This window comes from Pusillimonas sp. ANT_WB101 (assembly GCF_008369125.1).
Taxonomy (GTDB): Bacteria; Pseudomonadota; Gammaproteobacteria; order Burkholderiales; family Burkholderiaceae_B; genus Allopusillimonas.
Window position 1 is genome coordinate 576,433 of sequence record NZ_VOAY01000002.1, and the last position, 17,103, is coordinate 593,535.

At 55.3% G+C, this 17,103-nt stretch carries 16 protein-coding genes; 6 read left to right on the forward strand and 10 right to left on the reverse strand.

Features of this window, described 5'->3' with window-relative positions; translation table 11 throughout:
- Positions 1 to 184: 184 nt before the first annotated feature.
- The 6 genes from FQ179_RS11615 to FQ179_RS11635 form a co-directional block, all read right to left on the reverse strand.
- Positions 185 to 736, reverse strand: a complete 552-nt coding sequence (locus FQ179_RS11615) for a DUF2894 domain-containing protein (RefSeq protein ID WP_149397442.1) — start codon at positions 734 to 736, stop codon at positions 185 to 187.
- Positions 723 to 1,469, reverse strand: coding sequence for an OmpA family protein (locus FQ179_RS11620; protein WP_149397443.1), 747 nt, complete (start codon positions 1,467 to 1,469; stop codon positions 723 to 725). The genes FQ179_RS11615 and FQ179_RS11620 overlap by 14 nt, the downstream gene beginning before the upstream one ends.
- The gene (locus FQ179_RS11625) at positions 1,466 to 4,342 is read right to left on the reverse strand and encodes a DUF802 domain-containing protein (RefSeq protein ID WP_149397444.1); all 2,877 of its coding nucleotides are present in this window, start codon (positions 4,340 to 4,342) and stop codon (positions 1,466 to 1,468) included. Before FQ179_RS11625 ends, FQ179_RS11620 begins: the two co-directional genes overlap by 4 nt.
- 5 nt (positions 4,343 to 4,347) lie before the next feature.
- Positions 4,348 to 5,172: a DUF3348 domain-containing protein gene (locus tag FQ179_RS11630; protein ID WP_370459863.1), complete on the reverse strand. Its 825-nt coding sequence runs from the start codon at positions 5,170 to 5,172 to the stop codon at positions 4,348 to 4,350.
- Positions 5,165 to 5,332, reverse strand: a complete 168-nt coding sequence (locus tag FQ179_RS22305) for a hypothetical protein (protein WP_188074589.1) — start codon at positions 5,330 to 5,332, stop codon at positions 5,165 to 5,167. Before FQ179_RS22305 ends, FQ179_RS11630 begins: the two co-directional genes overlap by 8 nt.
- 471 nt (positions 5,333 to 5,803) lie before the next feature.
- Positions 5,804 to 6,022 (reverse strand): hypothetical protein, encoded by a 219-nt coding sequence (locus FQ179_RS11635; protein WP_149397445.1) that lies wholly within the window; start codon positions 6,020 to 6,022, stop codon positions 5,804 to 5,806.
- A 297-nt stretch (positions 6,023 to 6,319) separates the two neighbouring features.
- Between FQ179_RS11635 and FQ179_RS11640 the strand changes: the two genes are divergently transcribed.
- From FQ179_RS11640 to FQ179_RS11650, 3 genes are all read left to right on the forward strand, one after another.
- The gene (locus tag FQ179_RS11640) at positions 6,320 to 7,264 is read left to right on the forward strand and encodes a hypothetical protein (RefSeq protein WP_255474960.1); all 945 of its coding nucleotides are present in this window, start codon (positions 6,320 to 6,322) and stop codon (positions 7,262 to 7,264) included.
- A gap of 313 nt (positions 7,265 to 7,577) precedes the next feature.
- On the forward strand, positions 7,578 to 8,768 hold the full coding sequence (gltS, locus tag FQ179_RS11645) for a sodium/glutamate symporter (protein WP_149397446.1): 1,191 nt from the start codon (positions 7,578 to 7,580) through the stop codon (positions 8,766 to 8,768).
- Positions 8,769 to 8,770: 2 nt separating this feature from the next.
- The gene (locus FQ179_RS11650; RefSeq protein ID WP_149397447.1) at positions 8,771 to 10,279 is read left to right on the forward strand and encodes a TAXI family TRAP transporter solute-binding subunit; all 1,509 of its coding nucleotides are present in this window, start codon (positions 8,771 to 8,773) and stop codon (positions 10,277 to 10,279) included.
- A gap of 200 nt (positions 10,280 to 10,479) precedes the next feature.
- Here the strand turns inward: FQ179_RS11650 and FQ179_RS11655 are convergent, their stop codons facing one another.
- From FQ179_RS11655 to FQ179_RS11670, 4 genes are all read right to left on the reverse strand, one after another.
- A complete protein-coding gene (locus tag FQ179_RS11655; protein ID WP_149397448.1) occupies positions 10,480 to 11,082 on the reverse strand; it encodes a 2-hydroxychromene-2-carboxylate isomerase in 603 nt (200 codons plus the stop codon).
- Positions 11,069 to 12,418: an MFS transporter gene (locus FQ179_RS11660; RefSeq protein WP_255474961.1), complete on the reverse strand. Its 1,350-nt coding sequence runs from the start codon at positions 12,416 to 12,418 to the stop codon at positions 11,069 to 11,071. The genes FQ179_RS11655 and FQ179_RS11660 overlap by 14 nt, the downstream gene beginning before the upstream one ends.
- 22 nt (positions 12,419 to 12,440) lie before the next feature.
- The gene (locus tag FQ179_RS11665; protein WP_149397449.1) at positions 12,441 to 13,244 is read right to left on the reverse strand and encodes an aldolase; all 804 of its coding nucleotides are present in this window, start codon (positions 13,242 to 13,244) and stop codon (positions 12,441 to 12,443) included.
- 202 nt (positions 13,245 to 13,446) lie between these two features.
- Positions 13,447 to 14,310, reverse strand: coding sequence for a LysR family transcriptional regulator (locus tag FQ179_RS11670; protein ID WP_255474962.1), 864 nt, complete (start codon positions 14,308 to 14,310; stop codon positions 13,447 to 13,449).
- Between the two features lie 84 nt (positions 14,311 to 14,394).
- On the opposite strand from FQ179_RS11670, the gene FQ179_RS11675 reads away from it, so the two are divergent.
- The 3 genes from FQ179_RS11675 to FQ179_RS11685 all read left to right on the forward strand — a co-directional run bounded on the left by FQ179_RS11675 (position 14,395) and on the right by FQ179_RS11685 (position 17,001).
- Positions 14,395 to 15,363 (forward strand): tripartite tricarboxylate transporter substrate binding protein, encoded by a 969-nt coding sequence (locus FQ179_RS11675; RefSeq protein WP_149397451.1) that lies wholly within the window; start codon positions 14,395 to 14,397, stop codon positions 15,361 to 15,363.
- A gap of 197 nt (positions 15,364 to 15,560) precedes the next feature.
- A complete protein-coding gene (locus FQ179_RS11680; protein WP_149397452.1) occupies positions 15,561 to 16,343 on the forward strand; it encodes an aldolase in 783 nt (260 codons plus the stop codon).
- Positions 16,344 to 16,434: 91 nt separating this feature from the next.
- Entirely contained in the window at positions 16,435 to 17,001 is a 567-nt protein-coding gene (locus tag FQ179_RS11685; RefSeq protein ID WP_370459864.1) for a helix-turn-helix domain-containing protein, read from the forward strand.
- Positions 17,002 to 17,103 lie beyond the last annotated feature (102 nt).

The window sequence follows — 17,103 nt, forward strand, 5'->3', positions numbered from 1 at the left end:
AAAGGCTGATGCATATTCCCTGCGCCATGGGGAATAGGAAACGCCAAGCAGCAAACGGCCTGACAGCAAATTTGAAAAACTTAGCCCAGGTACAGAGCAGGGGCAAAAATGCTCTGACAAAGCAGATAGCGGAAATCCGGCCGGCGCCCTCGTCAAAAACATAAAGCTGGACGGACGAAGCGCCTTACCGACTTCGTGGTGTTTTCGCCGCTTTCCCTGCTCTGAGCTTGCTGCCTTTGCCAGCTGGTTCTTCCGAAGCGTCGGTTTCTTCCAGCCACGACAGCGTATCTACATAGGTAAGAAAGTGCTGCAGGTAGCCTGGCGAAACTTCACGCATCAGAGACAATGATCGATGCACCAGATTGCTCGAATTCAACGGGCCAGCATTGTCGGGCACCTGCTCCTGCGATGTCTGTAATTGACGCCGTGTACGAAGGCGCTCCCAGGTTTTCTGGAAGTAATCGATTGCCGGCAGTTCGGGGTAAGAGAGGGCTGATGAGGCGTCACCCTGCTGCCAGGCTTGGGCTTTGCCAGCCACTGACTGGTTGTTGAGGTAGGCAAGTAGTTCGGCCACAGGCCCTGGTTGCGCGGGCGGCAGCACAGTTGGCGATGTACGCGTGTCTTTCAGGTCGTCAGGCGAAGCGCCGTCTGTAGGCGTAGAAAACACATTGCGAATAGAGCTGCCATCCTGTTTGCCCTTGTGATCAGTGGCATCTTTATTTTTAGGGATTGCCATGCGCCGTCTCTGCTTGGGCCGACGGTGATGCAGCGACCGGCAGCGCTGTGTCAGTTGGCACAGCTGCGTCAACCGGCTTCTTTCCTTCTACCTGATCAGCGACTGCCTTCGCCGTCAGCTTGGGCACCGGCGAGATCTCCACCCGCCGGTTCTTTGCCCGCCCTTCTTCGTCATCGTTTGAACTGACAGGTTGCTCCGGGCCGAAGGCTGCAGCAAACACGCTGGCCGATGGAACACCTTCCTCAATCAGTGCGCGCGTGACAGTCAATGCGCGCTGTGCCGACAGATCCCAATTATCGGAAAAACGCAGATTGCCCTCATGGATCGGTCTGTCATCGGTAAACCCGCTAATCATCAGTACCTCGTCATGGGTCTCGAGATAGGCCTTGAGCGGCTCGACCAGGCTGTTGAGTACTTCACGGCCTTCTGCCTGCAGCCCGGCAGAGTTCAGTGCAAACAGCACGCTGCCGCTGATGCCAATGCGGCCATCGGTCAGCGTAACGCTGCCTTCGGCAATTTGCCGGGCCAGCGCTTCTTCCAGTGATTTGCGACGCTGGGTTTCTTCCTGTCGTTGCGTAATCTCGTTTTCAAGCCGGGCAGAAAGCTCAAGCTGGACACCGATCACGCCGACCAGCACGAGCACAAATGCGCCCAGCAGCACAGACATTAAGTCGCCAAACACCGCCCAGACAGGCGCGGCAGGCTCCACGCCCTCATCAAGATGCTCGCTCATGTGGCATCAGCGCTGGCGGGCACGCGGCCACCAGCCAGTTGTTGGAGTTCTTCGATAATCTGCTTTTGAGACAGCATGCTCAGGTCAATAACCTCACGAGCCTGTGCCACGTAGTAGGCTAACTGCTCATCGCTGCGGGTCGTGGATTTTTCCAGAGCGGCTTCGATACGTTCCAAATGCGCCTGCAATGACACGTTCGACTCACCAAACTTCTGCACAGCCGCACTAAAGGTTTCGGCCATCATGGCTACATCGGCCGCACTGCCTGACACTTGGGCAGCAACGCCGGTGAGCTTGCCGCTTTCAGTTTGAACATGATCGGTAAATTGCGAGCTGACGCGATCAAGCATGTCGGCTGAGGTCGTGACCAGCGCATCAACCGCACTGCGTTGCTCAGAAGCGGCATGGTTGACGGCATCGAGCAAGGTACCCACGGTCTCCAGCAAACGGCCGCGCTCTTCCAGCATGGCGGTATCGCGAGCAAGGCTGTCAGACAGTTTCTGCCGCACCTCGGTCACTACATCGGCGGCGGCTTGAGGTGCTTCTGATGCGGCCTGCAGCAGCTTGGAAATTTCAGCAATCGTCGCGTCGGCATTGGCCTTGGTTTCTCGGGAAATATCAAGCGCAGTCTGAGCCAGAGCGTCGCAAATTTGCTGTTGATGGTTGGCCGTATGCGAACCGGCCTGCTCCCATTGCTCACGCAGCGTAGCAGCCGTGCTGGCAAGTGAATCCGTCCATGCCTGCAAGCGCTGCTGATCTTGCTCTGCCAGGGTTTCCTGAAGTGCCGCCGCCGCTTTGGGGGCTTCGGCAGCTGCTTCAACCAAGCGGCTAATCTCGGCCATGGTTGCCGTGGCATTGGATTTGGTCTGCGCAGAGATCTCGCTGGCCGTCTGGATCAAGGTTTCGCAGATTTTCTGTTGATGGTTGGCCGTATGCGAACCGGCCTGCTCCCATTGCTCACGCAGCGTAGCAGCCGTGCTGGCGAGCGAATCTGTCCATGCCTGCAAACGTTGTTGATCTTGCGCGACCAGGGTTTCCTGAAGTGCCGCCGCCGCTTTGGGGGCTTCGGCAGCCGCCTCAACCAGACGGCTGATCTCGGCCATGGTTGCCGTGGCATTGGATTTGGTCTGCGCAGAGATCTCGCTGGCCGTCTGGATCAAGGTTTCACAGATCTTCTGTTGATGGTTGGCCGTATGCGAACCGGCCTGCTCCCATTGCTCACGCAGCGTAGCAGCCGTGCTGGCGAGCGACTCTGTCCATGCCTGCAAACGTTGTTGATCTTGCGCGACCAGGGTTTCCTGAAGTGCTGCAGCCGCTTTGGGGGCTTCGGCAGCCGCTTCAACCAGGCGGCTGATCTCGGCCATGGTTGCCGTGGCATTTGATTTTGTTTCAGTGGAGATTTGGCTGGCGGTCTGGGCCAATGCGTCGCAAATTTGTTGCTGTCTGCTCTCAGTATGTGATGTGGCCTGCTCCCACTCCCCACGCAGTGCCGATGTCATCTCTGACAGCGTATCGACCCAAGCCGCAAGCCGCTGCGCGTCTTGAGACGCCAACTGCGCTTTCAGGTCACCGTGTGATTGTGTCATCGCTAAAGCCAGCGATTCGGCATGCTGTCGTAACGCGTCCGTGGCAGAGGCCAGGGCCTGCTGATTATCACTGGCCAGTTTCTCGCTGCTGCGCTCATGGTGCAACAGCCCTTGCTGCCACGCCTGCGACAGGGTTTCAGCCACACCGGCCAGACGCTCAGAAATGCTTTCAAAAAGATGGTCGGAACGCTGCCCAAATGCTCCTGCGGCCGTTTCAAATGAGGCGCGCAGTTCGCTGGCGAGACTGGCGTTTGTTTGTTGATGCGCTTGAAGTGAAGTTTCCCAGATATCTGCCACTTTGGAGGCCGTACCCTCGGCCTGCACCGCCATGCCATCAAGCTGCTGCTGCACTGCCTGCCGGACCGATTCGTGCAAGGCCGCATTTTCTAGAACGAGAAGGCTCATGGTGGACTCTGCCACGGGCTGAATGGCCGACCCAGCCGCCCGCGCACCTTCGGCAATACCATCGCGCAGCGATTGCTCCACGGACGTTGCCAGGCGCGTATAGGTGGCTTCCGCCTTGCTATGAAAGGCCTCCTGACTGGCGGACAACTGCTCGACCAGTGTTTTACTGTGCTGAGCCAGGGCAACCATCATGGCCTGCATCTGATCAACCACAGCGGGCAGGGTATCGGCTTGGCGCTGCAACAGCCTTAAGCGCTCTTCGCGTTGGTGTGCCAAGGAATAAGGTCGCAACGTTGTCGCAATTTTGGTATCAAGCAGTTGGGCGGCTTTGACTCGGTCGCGCCGGCTCAAGGCTGACAGCAAACCCAGCATGGCAGAGGTTGCCACCCCTGCCACCGAAGTGCCAAAGGCAAAACCCAGCCCTTTGACCGGAGCAGAAAGCGACGCGCGGATGGCTTGAAGGTCTGTGGCGCTTTCAAGCGCCAACCCGGTACCACGCAGCGTAGCCACCATACCCAGAAACGTACCCAACATGCCAAGAAGAACCAGCAGACCAACCAAATAGGGGGTAAGCGCCGGCCCGGGCAGGCCCACACGCTCACCTTCGACACGCAACCGCACGGCATTTCGCAGGCTGGAAGGCAAACGAACCACCCAGTCGTCCAGAGCGCTTACACTTTCCGTCAGGCCTTCGAGTGCCGCTGTGAATCTGTCACTTGCCTGGCGATAACGGTAAAGCTCAATTGCACCAACCAGGTACACCACGCCAATCAGCGCGGTAACAGCCAGAGCCAGAGGGTTTGAAGCGACGTAGTGCGTGCCGATCCAGAACACTGCGGCCAGCCCGGCAATAAAAATAAGAAAATGAAGGAGTCGATTCATAATATTCAGGTTTTACCTTCGTGCAAGGCTGCCAGAAGCGCCTCGACAGGCTGTAAACGGGTATCTAGCTCGGCAAACAGGACACGCTGCATATCTTGCTTAAACACAGTCAGCCATTCGGTAGGCCCTACGGAAGGGGAAGAAGGCCCACCGGTTGCCGGTATGGTCTGCTCTGCGCCGTTACGCAGCCGCTCGAAGTGTGCTTCAAGTGACTTGGGGATGTCTGCAAACAGCACGAATTCACGTTCGCTCAACGCCTGCTCCATCGCGGCATCCACAACGGCAAGGCGAGCTGCCTGGGGCGAGATGGAGGCCAACAAGGTTCGCAATCTGCCACGTAACGTGGCAATGCTGCTTTCCATGGATTGCTGCAGTAACACGTAACGACGGCGGTAGCTTGCATAGTCGACCACCGCCGTCGAAGCAGTGGGGCCACGCCGGGCAGCGGCTCGCAACCTGGCTTCTTGCTGCGCCGTCGCTGGCCTTTCGTTGCCCGTAATGGCCAGTTCGAGTGCGGCACGAACCCGGTCATATTCGATTTTTCCTGCTTCGGCCGGTGGCTGCAACCCGGATGGCACAGAAGAAGAGTTGCCCTTCAGCGCAGAAGACAGCGCAATGGCGTCAGCCCAGCCCAGCCATTGGCTGAGCCGATTGGGAACGTCTTGCCGGGGCTCGTAAAACGTGGTGTCTGTCAGGCGAGCAAGCAGGCGAACGAGCGGGGGGCCGCTGAAACCTGTGCGCCGAGGCGGTTCTTGCACCATACCGTGAGGGTCAAAAACCTGTGAGTTTACACGGTGATGGGCGTTTTCGCGCCTTAACCGGTCAGCCAAACGTTACGATAGCCTTCTGGATCACCACAAATAAGGTGGCGAGAAAGCCGATACCCATCAAGATCACGCCAGGATTGCGGTCGCGAAACCCAAAACCGATCAGTGTAAAAATGACGCCCAGCACAAAAACAACCAAGAGCGTCGTGTTATGCAAAAACATAGTTATTCTCTTTATTGAGCAGATGGCTCTGATATCTACAGCCTACCATCGGGCTCAAACCCCTGGCGGTCAAGGTTTCCTATTCTTGATCTGAAGCAAATCAACAATGGTTTAAACACCACAGCACGGTGATGCCCCTTCAGCGACAAAGAACCCCAGGAGATAAATGGTCCCGTTTGCCAGAGCATGTCACCAAACAATGCATTGCCAACGCACAGTCAATATCTTCTTGTTTGCACGTCGTCTTCTTTAGCATGCACAGAACAACGCTAACGCGTCGGGGTACCCATCCACGCACAGGACCGCACGGCGGCGGCCGCCACCTGCTGAGCAACTATATGCGAGAGCCAGGCTGGATGCGTCGGGAGCACTTTTAGCTAAAGATGTGTGGCTGGCCAGCCTTTTCGCGGCACCAGCTACAGACCAGCAGGCAACCGGAGGTCGGCAGGCCCTAGCCTGGCAAACTCTCTTTTACGCAGCCTTGTAGTTGTCGCGTTGCATACCCTGCGAGGCGAGCGCCACGACAGTGCCAATAGCCAGCGACACCCATGACCCGGTGATAAGTGTCACCACCCCCAGCGCAATGGCGATCAGTGAACCAAAGAGAAGAATATTGTTGCGCGGACTAAGCGCGGCGCCAATTGCTGTGCCAATGAGGATGGCAGCGAGAAGCTGAATAACGTAGACCATGGTTGCCCCCAATTTTTCTTTTATTTAAAAGGCGCGGGCGGCACGGATACTGCCCGCGTCGTCGTCCCAATGGACCGCCCGAGTGTAGCATCGTTGTTATATAAATGCCTCTTCTCCAGAGCGATGCCGCCAAGCACTCATTTGTATTCGAATTGAATCAGGCCATCACGCGGCACGCAAACTCGTCTGTTTGCCTTGGGCTCTTCGACCGGACACCCTTGCGGGTACGATAATTGCTTGATGCTGCGCGACCTCGGTCAAATCAACTCGTACATCAATACTAAGACTGGAGCAACAATGACAGAATCAGACACCCTCGCCGTAGGCACCAGGCCTTACGCGCAACCGCCGGGGATCCATGCGGGCAATATCAGCGGCGTGTCATGGGCCGCAGTCTTTGCGGGTGCAGCGACCGCTGCAGCCCTAGCACTTATTTTGCTCATGCTCGGCGTGGGCCTGGGGTTCTCATCCATCTCACCCTGGGCCGGCGAAGGTTTAAGCGCCACAACCATCACCATTTCCACCGCCGTATGGCTTGCGCTAACGCAGATTATTGCGTCTGGCATGGGCGGGTATATTGCAGGCCGACTGCGGACCAAGTGGACCTACATCCATACAGACGAAGTGTATTTCCGTGATACCGCACACGGGATGTTGAGTTGGGCGGTGGCTACGCTGGTAACCGCTGCATTTCTGGGTTCGGCCGTTGGTGGCCTTTTGGGCTCTGGTGTTAAGGCGGCAAGCAGTGTTGCGTCGACTTCCGTCACTGCCATGGCAACAGGGGCTGCTGCCAGCGCCAATGACGCTAAAGCTAGCAACCCTCTTGACTACTTCACCGACGCGCTGTTCAGGTCTGAGAACCCGTCGTCCACGACAGAGAATGCTGATCAACGCCATCGTGAGGCTTCTACAATCTTGATGCGCAGTCTTAGCACTGGCGAGTTGAGTGCAGACGACAAGAAATACCTGAGTGGCGCCATTGCGCAACAGACAGGTTTGACGCAAGCGGAGGCCGAGGCGCGTATTGACAAGCTTTACAAGCAAGCGCAACAAGAAGCCGAAGCGTTGAAAACAAAGACTCAGGAAGCTGCAGACACAGCCCGCAAGGCCGCTGCCATTGCTGCACTTTGGGTGTTTGTGTCGCTGTTATGCGGTGCATTCTTTGCCAGCCTGGCAGCCATTTGGGGCGGCCGTCGTCGCGATGCGGCCTTTATCGACGAGCCAGTACACATGCGCGCCTGAGCCACCCTAAAGAAATTCGGGCACATGCGCGTCTGAGCCGCTCTAGACGAACCGGCACAAATGCGCACTGGGGGCCCACTTGCTGCAACCTACGCATCAAAACAATGCATATAAAAGGATTATTACCATGAGATCACTTCTGCTGTTTTTTCTGGGTGTGCCTATTCCCATCATCATCCTTCTCGCGCTCTTCTTGCATTAGCCTGTAACGGGCGCTGGCCCTATGCAGCCAGCGCCCTGCTTCTCAAAAAAACCGTTAGAGGCAAAGACGGGATAAACTGCCACAATCATCAACGGAAGCAAAGAAAGACGTATGAGTTTCGACCCGCTCACCTCATTGCTTGCCGCCATCGGCATGCTACTTGTCGGAACAGTTGCTAACCGCAAAATCTCATTCCTTGCACGTTACAGCATCCCAGACCCCATCACAGGTGGTCTTGTTTTTGCGATCATCGCAGCAATTCTATTGGCCACGGCCGACTTCCAGTTCAGCTTCGACCAAAATATTAAGCCAGTTTTTCTGCTGATGTTCTTTGGTGGGGTGGGAATGTGCGCTGACCTTCGACAGCTCAAGCGTGGTGGCAAAGCTCTGCTGACCCTGCTGCTACTGCTGTTTCCTTTTATCGTGCTGCAAAATGCCGTAGGCATTGGCATGGCAAAACTGTTAGACCTGCACCCTATTTTTGGTCTGATAGCGGGGTCTATTACGCTGATCGGAGGTCATGGCACGGGCGCTGCTTACGCCGACCGCTTTGCAGAGATGAACAATCTGCAAATGGTCATGGAATTAAGCATGACCATCGCTACTACTGGATTGATTGTGGGTGGTCTGATAGGCGGCCCCATTGCTCAATTTCTGATCAAACGGTACAAGCTGCAATCAACAGCAGAGACCGCTTCTGAAACTCACAAATTTGTCGAAACCCCGGCGCCTCTCAGCACGACGGCAGTGCTGGGCACTCTGGCCGGCATATTTACCGCCGTCATCGCAGGCCAGTGGCTGGCTCATCTGTTCTCTGAAGGTGCCATCACGATTCCGGCCTTTCTGTGGTGCATGCTAATCGGCATTGCCATCCGCAATCTGCTGCCTTTTGCCGGCCTGCGGTTCGACGACCGCGCCGCTGACCTGACGGCTAACGTGTGCCTGTCGCTGTTTCTGGTCATGACCATGATGACGCTCAACCTTGTAGATGTTGCCCTGTCTGCCGGGCCTTTCCTGCTCATCATTCTGGTCCAGATCGCCACGCTCGTCCTTTATGTCGTGTTTATATGCTTCCGGTTTATGGGCCGCGACTATGAAGCCGCTGTAACGTCGTCAGCCTTTGTAGGCTTTAACATGGGCGCCACGGCAACGGCCATGGCAAACATGCAGGCCATTACCGCGAAACATGGCCCTGCTCCCACCAGTTATCTTATCGTTCCGCTAGCCGGCGCATTTTTCGTAGACATTATGAACGCGCTGATACTTACCGGCATGCTGGCCTTGCCTTTCGTCGGAGGCTGACGATGAAAGCATTTCTTGCCTGTCTGCTATTGGTATTGCTGGCGGCCTGCGGCAGCGGGCCCGACGCCGACCTAGTGCGCGAGAGCGTCGAACACCGTCTCGCACAAGCGCTGCCAGACGGTTCCGTCAAGCTCCACACCATTGAGCGACGCGGCTCACAGGCCGATACCAAAGCCCCTGCCGGTGAAGAACGGCGAATCGTTTACTTTGACGCCGAGTTGCAGCTTACTCGCGACATTGACTTTGCCGCCTGGAATGCACCCGGCGTGGCCGGCTTGGTTTCGGCGCTGGGCGCGGGGCCTAAAGGCATAGAGGGCATTCGGTCAGGTGGCAACAAAGCCAACGACATTATCCGTGCCCACGGTACGGTTCTTTATCGCCAGGAAGCCGGCACCTGGCAGGCCGTGATGCCCGCAGGCTATCAGCCACCCGTTGCCCCGGGTGTGCTCGCCTCAACACCCGAGCGCACCGGTGCCATGCTGACAGCCTTGCGCAAAGTGGTAGAGGCTTTCCCCCGTGACACCTCACCAGAGCAATACGCCGCCATCGAAGAAGAACTGGCCGCTGCACAGGCAAGCATAAGGGCGCGCCTGGCACGCGCGTCAAATGGGTATGCCATTGCGGCGGGGGCTGAGCATGGTCAATACCTGCGTGTTGCCCGCGCTCTGTTCAGTGGCATGGGTTCGCGCGCCGTGCCACTTATTACCCGAGGCGGCGAAGAAAATCTGCGCCTGCTGCGCTCAGGCAAGGTGTCACTCGCCCTGGCTCAGGGCGATGCCGCTCTGGATGCCTATGAAGGCACCGGCGCCTTCGCAGGCCAGGGCCCGCATATTGCGCTGCGTGGCGTGACCAGCCTTTACCCAGAGCCATTGCACGTATTGGTGCGGGCCGACAGCAAACTGAATTCGATTGCAGACCTGCGCAGAAAGCGCGTTGCCATAGGTCAAATCGGCGCGGCCTCGCGCACTACGGCAATTCGTGTGCTGCAGGCCCACGGCATCGCACTTGCCGACATTGAGCCGTTGGAATTCAGCATCAATGGTGCCCTGCTCGCGTTGCAACAGAATGAAACCGACGCCGTGCTGCAGGTTATCGGCACACCGGCCGACAGCGTGCGCGATTCGCTCATCGACATGCCTTTGCGAATGCTGTCTCTGGACGCCAAAGCCATTAGCGCGCTGACCGAAGAGAAAAAAGGCTATTTTCCCTTCACCATCCAAAAAGGTACGTATGTCAGTCAGACAACCGATGTGCAAACCATTGCGACAGCAGCATTACTGCTGACAGACACTGCATTTTCCGATGCTGAGATCGCCTCGCTGACAAGACGAATTTTCGAGAAGGGTACCGATTACTCTGCACTCGGCAGCACACAGGGCGCTCAAATTTCGGTGGCCACCAGCCGGGTCGGGCTTTCTGTACCCATGCACGTGGCGGCGGCCAAAGTGCTGGAAGGCCTTGCGGCCAAGGACGGAGCGGATACCGGTCCGCGAGAAAAACTGGAGGAATAAATAAAAAGTTGGTCGACAGGGTCTTTATACATACTCGCGCAGGAATCGCGTCGTACGCTTTTGGGGGCTATCGATCTATGTAGAAACCCAGCCGTCCCATGTGGTACTTGTTGTGTTGTGGTCCCACTTTGATCTGCATGGCAGCCTCTAAACAAGCACGGAGCGGGCGGCTGCCTGCCCCGTGTCTGACCTTTGTCTTCCTAGACCGTAGCCGCTGCAATTGCCTCTTGCAAGAAATCCAGCCTGTCTTGTCCCCAGAACACCTCACCCTGAAATATATAGGTCGGCGAACCAAACACACCATGCTCAACCGCGTCATCTGTGTAGGCGCGATACACGTCGCCCATTTCATCCGATAAAGCGAAGTTCATGATCTCATTTGCAGGCAGATCAATATTTTTCGCGACTTGAAGAATAACGTCTGCCTGGGATATGTCTTGTTCAGCACACCACTGAGCATGCAGTATGCCTCTATACAGTGGCGCTACAGAGTGACCAAGCTTTTCGGCTGCTATGGTGTAACGCGATGCTAACTCTGCATCCGGACACATATAGCGGGGGGTGACATTTAACGATATGTTCAGTCGCTTCATCCATCGATTAAGCTCCGCCTCCCGATAGGCCCGACGCTGTAACGAACGCTCTCCCAACGGGATACCGCCAGTACGAGAATACACGTCAATCAAATCGATTGGCTTATAGTTAATGAGTACATGATGGCGACGGGCAATCGCTTCCAGCCGATCAGCCCCCAGACACGCCCAGTCAGAGTTTATCCAGAAATAGTAATCAATTGACTTCATGAACGGTTGCCTGAAAGGTTTGCGAGGCTGGTGTAACAATGGGGTTTGACCGCATCAATGCTGCGCTCACAAAAGCCACAGCGCCCAAGCCACACAGATACCAGACGATGTAATCTGGCCTGCCGTCTCCAACACTTAACAGCCAGGTTGCCATGAGCGGTGCAATGCCACCCCCTATCGCACCTGAAACCTGCACAGCAAGAGAAATGCCGCTATAGCGCACCTCGGGCGGGAACTGGTTGGAGAACAGGCTGCCCTCTGGCCCATAGAGTGCTGCATAGACGACGCCAATTGCAACAACCATGGCGACAGTTATATAGCCTTCTGCACGCATGCCCAGTAAATCGAAGAAGTAGGAACTGAACAGCGCAATACCGACGGTTCCTGCCATGAACACCCACTTATGACCAATGCGGTCACCGAGGATGCCAAACAGTGGCATAGTAAAAAATGAAAGCAGCGCACCCCAAATAATTGCATCAAGCACGACCGTTTTCTCGATACCCAGCGTACCTGTCGCATAGGTGAGCGCAAATGTCACCACGGTGTAGAACCAGGTCACTTCGGCTAAACGGCCTCCTATCACGACCAGTACGTCTTTGGGGTGCTCTTTAAGCACAACCATGATAGGCACTTTGGCCTGCTTGCCCGCTTTTTGCATTTTCTCGAAGTCAGGCGATTCTGTCACCCGCGCACGTATGTACCAGCCAACGAGCAGCAAAACCACACTTGCAAGAAAGGGAATGCGCCAACCCCAGGAAAGCATATCCTCTTCAGGCAAACTGGATACCAAGCCCATGGCAAGCGACGAAAGAATCAGCCCCGGTGCAACACCCGCCTGCGGCAGGCTTCCAAAGAAACCCTTCTTGCCTTCGGGAGCATGCTCCACGGCCATCAGCACAGCGCCTCCCCACTCGCCACCCACAGCAATGCCCTGGAAAAAACGCATCAGCACAAGCAAGACGGCGGCCCAGTAACCTATGCTGTCATACGACGGTATGAGGCCAATAAGAATGGTAGGAATACCCATCATCCATAACGCCAACATAAGCATAGTCTTTCGGCCTATTCTGTCGCCAAAATGCCCAAAGAGAATGCCACCTATAGGGCGTGCAAAGAAGCCGACCGAATAGGTTGCAAAGGCCGCGAGTGTGCCCATCAACGGATCAAACTCAGGGAAGAAAATCTTGTTGAATATGAGTGCGGCAGCGGTGCCGTATAGAAAAAAATCGTACCATTCTATGGTGGTGCCCACCATACTGGCCAGACCTGCAGTCACATAACGACGTGTGTCAGATGACATTTTCTTCCCGGCGGGAAATTTTTGATTGGACATTGTCTCCTCCCTTTAGAAGCGGCTAGGCGCGCGCGGATTGTTGAGTGTTTTCAGATGCCAGAGGTGCATCCCTGTCGACCTGACGACACCAGTAATCGAACGTGCCCTTCACGATGGAAGGCTTTAACAGATAATCATGCGCCTCTTGGGCCAGATGTCCCGGTACCGGCGTCAAGTCTCCATAGACCCGCGCACGCATTTGCATGCGCACTGCCCGTTCCAGATACACCGAAAGATAGGTTGCTTCCTCAACACAATCGCCAACCGTCAGGTAACCATGGTGAGCAAGAATGATGGAGCGTTTGCCACCCAGCGCCTCAGAAATCAACACACCCTCCTGATCCGCGATAGGCACGCCGGGCCAGTCGGCCAGAAACGCACAATCGTTATAAAAGGGTGTCATGTCCATTTGAGCGACAACCAATGGTTGACGTGCCGCCACCAGCGCAGACACCCAAGGCGAATGCGCATGCACAATCGCGTTCACGTCAGGGCGTGCGTCGTACACCCACAAATGAAAGCGCGTTGCCGGATTGGCCATGCCTTCGCCTGTCAGGGTGTTCAGGTCTGAATCGACTTCGATAAAGTCATCGGGGGTTGCTTCATCAAAGCCCAGGCCAAACCGCAAGGTCCAGTATGCTCCCGGCCGCTCAGAGCGTGCGCTTATCTGTCCCGCCAAGCCTGCTTCCTGGCCTGTCGCAGCCAGGATACGACAGGTATAAGACAACGACTCCTGCACCGAACGCTGCACCGGCCTAAAATGCTGACGCATCTCCTTTGTAGCCCGTTCATCAAAATATTCTTTTGCGCGTAACTGCGTATCCATTTTTCACTCCTTTATGTGGCAACACGTGGACGTTCCCGGCTGCATTGCCGAGAAGGTCTCCTTCGAATCTGATGCAAATCAATTCTACGAACGCACTGCGCCGCAAGCCATGCAGCACAAGTCATAGCTGTTATGCAGAAGCGAAAATATAAGACAAATGGGTCAGCAAGAACGACCGGCAGGGAGCGCCAGCACACGTGTATTACGCGGTGAAGTTTCGGGCCATTTCGAGTAATTGGCGGGCAAAGACCGGCACCGACGATGTATTGCGCACGACAGCAACCACCCGGCGTTGCAATGAGGGGCTAGCAATGGCCAACTTAACCAGCCCGCCCTCCGCCAACAGACGATCAGACGTGTGTTCTGGCAGCACGCATCCTCCTATGCCCAGCGACACGAGTCTGAGCATGCCATCAATGGTGTTGGCTTCAGCGACCACAAGATCATCCAGCCCCGCGCTAATCAACATTTTTCTCAGTGCGTAATGCTGTGGAAAACCCACCAGGGCAGGCCTCTCTTCAAGCAAATCTATGGCCGGGTGATGGCCACCCTGTTTTTTAACCACGAAGCACATGCGATCATCGAACAAAGGCACGGAGTCCAGCACGGGCGTTGAGACTGCTGAGTCGTAAACAAAGCCAATATCGGCACGTCCTTTCTCGACAAGCTCCACCACGTCGGGTGAACTGCGGGCCAATACAGAAAGGTTTACGCGCCTATGCTGGGCCACAAATCTGGACAGCAGTTCAGAGGCAAAATATTGACTAAGCGTATGGATGGTTGCCACTTTCAGGCTACCTTCCACAACCCCCTCATGCTCTTTCAGCGCATCAATAATTGCATCAACCTGCCCGTATGGGCGCTGAATTCCCTCCAGCAATTTCTTCCCCACTTCAGTTAATGCCACGCCACGACCAGTACGCGAAAACAAGGCATGACCGAGTTCAGCCTCCAGTGCGCTGAGCTGCCGGCTAAGCCCTGACTGACTCACATCCAGCTCATCTGCAGCCTTGGATAGTGAAGAATGCTCGGCAATCTTGAGAAAGTAACGAAGCTGTCGATCCATGGAATCAATTTCCTATTTGACACAAAGTGTCCTATATGAAATTATAGTCGCAACTTGAAGGTTCACAATATAAAGGAGTGAGACATGATGTTTATAAAACGCTTGGGTATAGCAGCGGCATTGATGGCAGCAACCGCAACATCGATTGCAGCCCAGTACCCTGCTGGACCAGTGAAAATGATCGTGCCGTTTGGCGCTGGCGGCATTACGGACATCATTGCCCGACAGCTAGCCCAAAAAATGGGCCAGGTCTTGGATGAAACTATTGTGGTGGAGAACAAAGCGGGAGCCGGCGGAGCAATTGGTGCTTATCAGCTCTCTATCGCGAAACCCGATGGCTACACCGTCTTCTTGGGCACTGTAGGCACACAAGTGGTCAACCGGTTGATCATGAAAGAGCTCAATTACAACCCTGATGAATTTGTACCCGTCGGCATGATCTCTGGTTCACCTTATGTTGCCGCTATACGCAGCACACTCGGCCCGAAAACCATGGAAGAGTTTGTCGCCTTTGCGAAAGAAAAACCAGGACAACTCAACTTTGGTTCTGCCGGCGTCGGCAGTTCACCACAGCTAGGCGTTGAGCTGTTGAAGCTTACAGCCGGAATCGACATGGTCCACGTACCTTTCAAAAGCGGCGGTGAGGCGGTAAATGCCACGGCCGGAGATCAGACTGATCTGGTAATGGATGCAATCCCGGTGGTAATGCCTCACGTACGAAGCGGCAAACTCATCCCCCTGGCGTTGGCTGCAGAGAACCGGTCGCCTGCTGCACCTGATGTTCCGACTACTGCCGAGGCTGGGCAGGCAGAAGTGAAGATTAGTTCATGGAACGCACTTTACGTACCGGCCGGTACGCCGGATGACGTGGTGGCTGTATTGCAAAAAGCGCTGCGTAAGGCTCTGGCAGATGAGAACTTCCAAAAGACCCTGAACAATCAAGGTACAGAGGTTTATACCGGCAGCGAAAGTGAATACAACCGCTTCATCACAGAAGAGCGCAGCAAATGGGAACGCATCGTAAAGGAAGCCAATATTTCTATTCAGCAGTAAGGCGGGCATCACTCTGGCTGATTCTGCCGTGAGCTCTGTGAAACGCGTAATCGCATGGAAGCTCAGCCTGTCCTTACTTCATTGAAAAACACCTGGCTTCGGCGAGCGAAACCTACAGACAACGCGGGTGTCGCTCGTCACTTTTCCCAGCACGCCGTTTACCCGCATCAAACTGTTTCTCTACAAAAGGCTTTCGTATGTCCGACACCATGAACTTGAGCAAATCCGAACTGATCTCGCGTGCGCAAGCGCAGATGCAACAAAAATTCGATATTACTGAGCGCTCGCTGCGGGAAAAAGTTGCGTTGACATGTCGCATTTTGTTTGACGGTGGCCACGACTCCGGATTGGCTGGTCAGATCACCGCTCGAGGTGATGTACCCGGTACCTACTACACGCAGCAACTGGGCGTTGGCTTCGACGAGATCACTGTTTCAAATATCCTGAAAGTTGACGAAGACCTCAATGTGCTTGATGGCGAAGGCATGGCCAACCCTGCCAACCGCTTTCATTCATGGGTTTACCGTGCTCGAGAGGATGTGAACTGCATTGTTCATACTCATCCCTTGTACACGGCGTCACTGTCCATGCTTGAGACACCGCTACAGGTTTCACATATGGACAACTGCTCTCTGTATGACGATTGTGCCTTCCTCGAAAAGTGGCCCGGAGTACCCGTGGGTAATGAAGAGGGAGACATTATTGCAAAGGCGCTTGGCGACAAGCGGGCTATTTTGCTCGCCCACCATGGCATGCTGATTGCCGCCCAAAGCGTCGAAGAGGCGTGTGTGCTTGCTGTACAGTTCGAGCGCGCTGCAAAAATGCAGATACTGGCTATGTCGGCTGGCACCATAAAGCCCATTGCTCCTGAACTGGGACGAGAAGCCCATGATTGGCTGCTGCGGCCGCGCCGCTCCCAGGTAGGCTTTGAGTATTTGGTACGCAAAGCTCTGCGCAACCACTCCGACGTATTGAACTAAAGCCCCGGCAGAAGGTGGTCTTGAACGCTATTTTTGTGCGTAGAGGTAGAATGCGAAAGACTACTACCTTCACCAAAAAAAAACAGACGCCATGCTTATGGAAGACCTGCCACACCGGCTGCGCGCCCTTCGTCGCCAACATAATCTCTCACTTGAAAAACTGGGTGAACAAACTGGTCTCACAAAGAGCTACCTCTCAAAGCTCGAACGAGGTCTGAGCGAGCCCTCAATCTCTACTGTACTTAAGCTGGCAGACGCATACGGCATTGGCGTCTCCCGGCTTATCGGAAGCTCAGAAGACGGCGAAGATGACTCAGTCAGCGTTGTGCGCCAGGCCGAGCGCGAGCCGCTAACCCGGCATGGCAACGAAGATGGCTATCGCTATGAGGCCATCGCCGGAAAAAGACTACTCAAGGCGATGGATCCGTTCATCGTTCATCCCCCTCGAAAAAATGCAGCACGTCCTGTAGCGTTTCCTCACCGCGGTGAAGAATTCATGTTTATCCTGAAAGGCAGCGTGCACTTTACAGTCGGTAGCAAATCTTTTGATTTGAGCGCAGGCGACTCAGTCTATTTCGACTCTGAACTACCGCACCAACTACACACAACCAGCAAAGAAAACGCTGAAGTCCTGGTAGTGGCATCCAAGTCCCACTAACTCAGGCCCACCACTTGCTACAGGCTCCTATCTGAAACTCGCGGGCGGCCCATTGCTTTTTGCAATGCGAGCAGCGCCCGCAAACACCCGCCAGACCAGGAG